Origin of the sequence: Pseudofrankia coriaricola, from assembly GCF_032027725.1 — a bacterium.
In the GTDB taxonomy this organism is placed as follows: domain Bacteria; phylum Actinomycetota; class Actinomycetes; order Frankiales; family Frankiaceae; genus Pseudofrankia.
Window position 1 is genome coordinate 1 of the sequence record NZ_JASNFO010000178.1, and the last position, 5,602, is coordinate 5,602.

General features: G+C 65.4%; 2 protein-coding genes and 1 pseudogene. All 3 read right to left on the reverse strand.

Translation table 11 applies throughout. From position 1 onward, the window contains the following. Positions 1 to 359, reverse strand: a pseudogene (locus QOZ89_RS46710) (maturase); the annotation flags it as partial. Positions 360 to 951: 592 nt separating this feature from the next. Then, positions 952 to 2,727, reverse strand: coding sequence for a reverse transcriptase domain-containing protein (locus tag QOZ89_RS46715; protein WP_312630361.1), 1,776 nt, complete (start codon positions 2,725 to 2,727; stop codon positions 952 to 954). A gap of 415 nt (positions 2,728 to 3,142) precedes the next feature. Further along, the gene (gene ltrA / locus QOZ89_RS46720; RefSeq protein WP_312630362.1) at positions 3,143 to 4,573 is read right to left on the reverse strand and encodes a group II intron reverse transcriptase/maturase; all 1,431 of its coding nucleotides are present in this window, start codon (positions 4,571 to 4,573) and stop codon (positions 3,143 to 3,145) included. Between the last annotated feature and the right edge of the window lie 1,029 nt (positions 4,574 to 5,602).

Consider the following 5,602-nt stretch of genomic DNA (forward strand, 5'->3'; position numbering starts at 1 on the left):
TCGTAGTACGCCTCCAGCAGGAGACGCACGGCCTCGGCGACCAGCTTGTCCGACCAGGTAGGCAGGCCCAGCGGGCGTTTCTTCCCGTTCTTTTTCGGGATGTGCACCCGCTTCACCGGTTTCCATCGGTAGCGCTCGCGGCGCATCGCATGGATGATGCGTTCGATGGTCGCCAGCGACATGCCGTCCACGGTCTCCCCGGTCACCCCGGGCGTCATCGCCCCCTTGTTGGAGTACAGACGCCCGTAGGCGAGCAGGTATAGGTCCGGGTTGAACAGCTGTCGGTACACCCGCTCCAGCGGCAGCCCTCTCCTTCCACGTTCACGGAGGACACCCAGGACCGTTTCGGCGCTCTGCATTACGCATACCTCCCGTCCTTGTAATGTCCAGCCACCTGTTCCCCTTCGCCCTGTCGGCATCTTTCATGCCGTCCCTGGTGGGGCGTGACTCCCACGACTACTATGGGAACTCCGTCACCTTAGGGCTCGCGCCCCTTAGGCGATCCCGTGGTACGTCCCTGCTGTACGTATCGAGCGCGACTTAGGCGTTCCACTCATCTCCTTGAATGCCCTCGCAGGGCATCGCCCACGTCCCGGAGGTTGCACCAGCCCACGGGTTCTGGCCAGCGCAGGTCGTGGCATCGGTTTCAGACGTCTTTCCGATGGGTCCGCACATCTACCGTCTGGAGATTGGAATTCAGGCAATCCAGCTTTCGCCATATCACGCGGGTTCAACGGCGGCCCGCCTTCGACGCCTTCGCGACGCCCGCCGTCTCCTGGCATGCTGCTGTCCCCCTCACCTTTCGGATCAAGGTAAGCCAGCGAACCCAAGGATCCTCCTCCGAATCCATCCCAGCTGCGCTGGGGATACAACAGAGCGCCTCACGGCGCACACCCGGCGTGCCACTCGTCGCGGCACCGGGCTCAGGCGGCCCGCGTGGGCGGGCAGGCCCTACAGATTGCTGTCCGTGTCGGCTGTCTGGCCGGCTGGATGTCGGCGGTGGCAGCTGGCGTGTACGAGGCGGTGTCGATCGCCGGCCTGGTCGGGGGCGCCGGGCACCGTGACCGCCGTGCTGATAGTCGCGGTGCGGGCGGCGCGGAACCACGTCTCCCACTGGTGGAGGGAGTCGGGCGGGTCCCCGGGGTGGAGCAGATGGTCCCCGCAGCGGGCGCATCGCCCTGTTTGGGCGCGCAGGGCGCGCCCGGTGGTCGGGGCCAGTGGCGGGTGCCGGCGGTTGTGCCGGCTGCGCCGGTTGGCCCAGTACCGGGTCAGGGCGGGGTCATCAGGAGACGACCGGCCCGCGACGGGGACGTGCCGGACGATCGGGGTCCAGGAGTATCGGTGGAGGTAGGCGCCGGTTTTCGGGTCGCCGAAGACCCACTTGTCGTTCCTGGACGGGTGGTGGCGGCCGAAGTAGCGTCGCGCGACCCACCTGCGGTTTTTCCGCTGGTGCTGGCGGCGGGCCCAGCTGTGGAGCCGGTTCCAGAGCCAGTGGTCGAGGGCGGCGAACGCCACCTTCGACACTCCGCTGCGGTAGTAGGCCGCTTGTCCCCGGATGATCGGGTTGAGGCGGTGGACCACGTCCGCTGCCGAATGGCCGCGCAGAGCGCGGATCTCTGCCTTCAGCCGCCGCCGGATGGTGACCAGCGACTCCTTGCTGGGTTTGATCAGCAGTTTCGGGCCGTCGGCGGTGTGGTATCGCCGGGCGTTGAAGGACAGGAAGTCGAACCCGTCTTCAATGGTGACGATGCGGGTCTTCGCCGGGTTGAAGCGGAGACCTTTCGGCGCCAGCCATGCTGTGAGTCGTTCCTGAACCAGGTCGGCCTGCTCGCGGCTGTGGCACAGGGCCACCAGATCGTCCGCGTAGACGATCACGGCAGGGGTTCCCCGTTGCGTTACTCCGTTTCTTTTATACCTGGTTCCGGCGGCTTCCTCGATGCCCTGGAGCGCTATATTCAAGAGCAACGGTGAAATGACCCCGCCTTGTGGAGAGCCTTGCCTGGTCGGGGTGTACCGGCCCTTGTCGACCACACCGGCCTTCAACCAGGCTCGGATCTGTTCCCTCGCGGGGAAACCTGCGAGCCTTTCGAGTAGGTGGTTGTGGTCGAGTCGGTCGAATGCGGCTTCCAGGTCCGCGTCCAGGATCCAGGTGCGGGTGTTTCTCCCGCGTGCAACGTTCCAGATCATTTCGATCGCGTCGTGGCAGCCGCGGCCCGGTCGGAAGCCGTACTGTCGGGCGTCCAGCCGAGCCTCCCACTCGGGTTCCAACGCGTTACGCACCCGCTGCTGCTGGGCACGGTCGGCGATGACAGGTATCCCGATCGGGCGTTGTTTTCCGCCTCTTTTCGGTAGGTACACCCGCCGCACCGGCAGCGCCTGGCCGGGCGTGGCCTGGCGGTGCAGAAGCATCGCCAGGTCGGCTCGGGCCCGGGAGGTCAGGGCGACCTGCCCGTCGACGCCACCGGTACGGCGGCCGGTGTTGCGCTGGCTCACCTGCCGCACGCTGACCAGCGTGTTGGCTCGGCTGCGCAGCATGAGCTTCTGCAGGTTGCGAGCCTGTTTCCAGTCGCCTGCCTGCGTCGCCTTGAAGATCCTCTGCCGTAGCCGCCGTACCTTGCTCTCCTCGGCCCGCCAGTCAATGGCGTCCCAGTCGAGTGGCTCCTCGGATCCGTTCACCAAGGCGTGGGACACGCCGGCCGCCGCCATGTCGACGGCGGTGGTGGTCATGTCCTGTTCCATGGCGCCTAACATGCTCCTCGGATTGGGGCGGTTCGTGGGCATCGACTCGTTCAAAGGGCTACCCGGCTCGCGTCAGCTTCCTTTCGGACCCAGGCACCAGGCCTGGTATGCGGCCAGTTATACGGACACGGCCGGGTGGAGGTCCAGCCATGCGTGCCCGCTTTCCTGTCGCCTTTCGGCGTGCCGCCGTTCGCTTCTCGAGCCATCCTGTCCCGCCACGGGATTCGGCCCCCCTTGCGGTCGGCTTACCGGGGAAAGGTCAGCTTCCCCGGACCGTAGCGAGTAGAGGTCGGACCGGGGCGCGGTGCTTGCCTTGCGGCCAGCCCGTTTCCCCGGCCCGCCTCTCCGAACCGGACTTGTCACTCTCGCGACATCCGGCTCTCCACAGGCTCATGCCGTCGGGTCAAGCAACGACAGGTGACCAGGGTGTCGGGATACGCGCGCCGCGGTAGCGATACCGTGTGATCGGTGTCGTGGCGCAGTCGAACATTGTGACCCCGTCCGCTGCGACTGTCCATTTGTCGTGGAAATACCGTCGCAGCAGTTGACTCCAGGAGAGGCGCTTGTGCCGTTTTCGTATCCACCGCGCTACCCGCCACCACGTGTAGTGTGCGAGGTAGCTGAAGGTTTCCTTCGACGCACCGTGCCTGAAGTAATTACACCAGCCCCGCAGCACCGGGTTCAATGCGGCGAGCAGGGTTCTTAGGTCAGGGTGTTCGTTCCGGCGGGTGAGCGCCTTTACCTTCCGCTTCTGGGCGGCGAGCCGGTCCTTGGCGGGGTAGGTGTAGACGTAGCGTTTGCCGGTTCCCCTCTTGTAGCGCCGCTGGATGTGGTGCCCCAAGAAGTCGAACCCTTGCTCCAGGTGGACCACCACAGTTTTGGTCGGAGACAGGCGCAAGCCCATCGGCGCCAGCACCGCGGCTATTTCGTCGCGCAGCGCCTCGGCGTGAGCCCGGGTACCGGCCACCAACGCGACCCAGTCGTCCGCGAAGCGGACAAGTCGCCAAGTAGGCCGGCCCTGATGGCGTAACCGCACACGCTCGTAGTTGGTTCCCATCTTGCTCTGCCATTCCTCGGCATAGTATTCGTCGAGAACCGACAGGGCGATGTTCGCCATTAACGGCGAAAGTATCCCACCCTGGGGAGTACCCGCAAGTGTCTTCTCCTGCTGGCCGAACTCGGTCAGGATCCCGGCCTTACAGAACGCCTTCACCAGCGCGAGCAGCCGCTTGTCTCCGACCCGCCTCCTCACTCGACCCATAAGAGCCGAATGCGAAATCGAGTCGAAACAAGCTTCGATGTCGCCCTCGACGACCCACTCGTAAGAGCGGTCCCCGAAGTGACGGATCTCAGCGATTGCGTCGTGCGCGCGCCGCTTCGGACGGAACCCGTACGAGCACGGCTGGAAGTCCCGCTCGAAAATGGGCTCAAGAACCAGCTTCAGCGAAGCTTGAACGACCCGGTCGACGATCGTGGGTATCCCTAGGCGGCGGAGTTTCCCACCCGCCTTCGGGATGAGCCGCTCACGAACCGGCAGCGGGTGAAACGTCTGGGACCTGAGCTGATCCCGAACCTCGCTCAAGAACGCCTCCACGCCACGCTCGGACTCGATGTCATACGCGGTTCGTCCATCGACACCCGCCGTGCGTGACCCGGTGTTACCCCGGACCCGGCGCCACGCAACCACCAGAAACGCCGGGTCAGCCACCAGATTGTACAAATCGTCAAACCGACGACTCCCGTCCTCGCCGGCCCATCGGTGCAGCTTCGATTGCATTCCCAGTACCCGCGCCACCGCCACTTCGGGCGACGACACCAGATCACCGATGTTCACCGGCGAACTCCTGGCATTACCATTCTCCGATCTGCCATAACCTGCTGCCGTCCTTGGCCGTGTACGCGGCTTTCCCGCGCTCGGACTACTACGACGACTCCGCCCCGCCCGACACCTTTGGCTGACGACGCACCTATCCCCGGCACCGGCACGGAATACCGGCCCGTGGAGCGATGCCCGACGGTTCCCACGTTCACCATGACCCAATCGACCGGCTTGGTGCCCAGCTCTACCCCGGCAGCCTCGCCACGCCTACGCCGCAGACATTCAACGTGGCCTCCTCCCCGGCAAAACCAACCGGCTACGGAGTTGGCCGGCACCTGTTGGCCCGGCCACGCGCTGCAAACCCGGGCCATATCTGCCAGGTTTGACCCGGTGGAACGCTTACGGGGTTTCAATCACTGATTCCTCTCGTGCACCGTCCGGTCACGCTCGCCGGACCCGACCCGTCTGACAGTCCCAGGCCGTCCCGGCTTTGTCGGCGCTGCTCCCGCCCTCCCCGGCGTCTCCCGGATCAGGCTGCGCCCAGCTTCGCTAGGCTGCTGCGACAGCCCAGCGGCGAGGTCTTCCACCTCCACTTGGTGCCATGGCGCCTCGTGGCGCACGGTTTCCGTGTTCCGCACGTGTGAGATACGGCCGGTGTCGGGTGTCCTCTGTACCCCGGGGCCGTGGTACCCGCACAGCCAGGCACATCCCCCCAGCTGCCACCGCCGCTTCCCAACGGCAGGCCCTAACCGCCGAACCAGCGTCCCATCGTCGGCGTTCTTTCTTAACGGGGCTTCCATCAAGGATTCACCTTATTCACCCTTCCGGTCTTCCCCTTGCCTGTAGCCCGTGGATGGATCACCGGCCCTTGGGCTTCCCTCCGGGCTTCACACCCCGTGCATGGAATGCACACACGACGCATGCCAGAGGCGGGGACGGGCTGTGAGCACTAGCCCGGAGCCGAATCGTCGACCACGTCGACCCTCCTTTCGTTCGGCTCACTCACACATTGCGACTTCGCGTCGCACGACGTGGAAAAAGTCG

Coding starts and splice junctions, on each gene's coding strand:
- QOZ89_RS46715 (WP_312630361.1), bottom strand. CDS start 2,727: ATGACCACCACCGCCGTCGACATGGCGGCGGCCGGCGTGTCCCACGCC.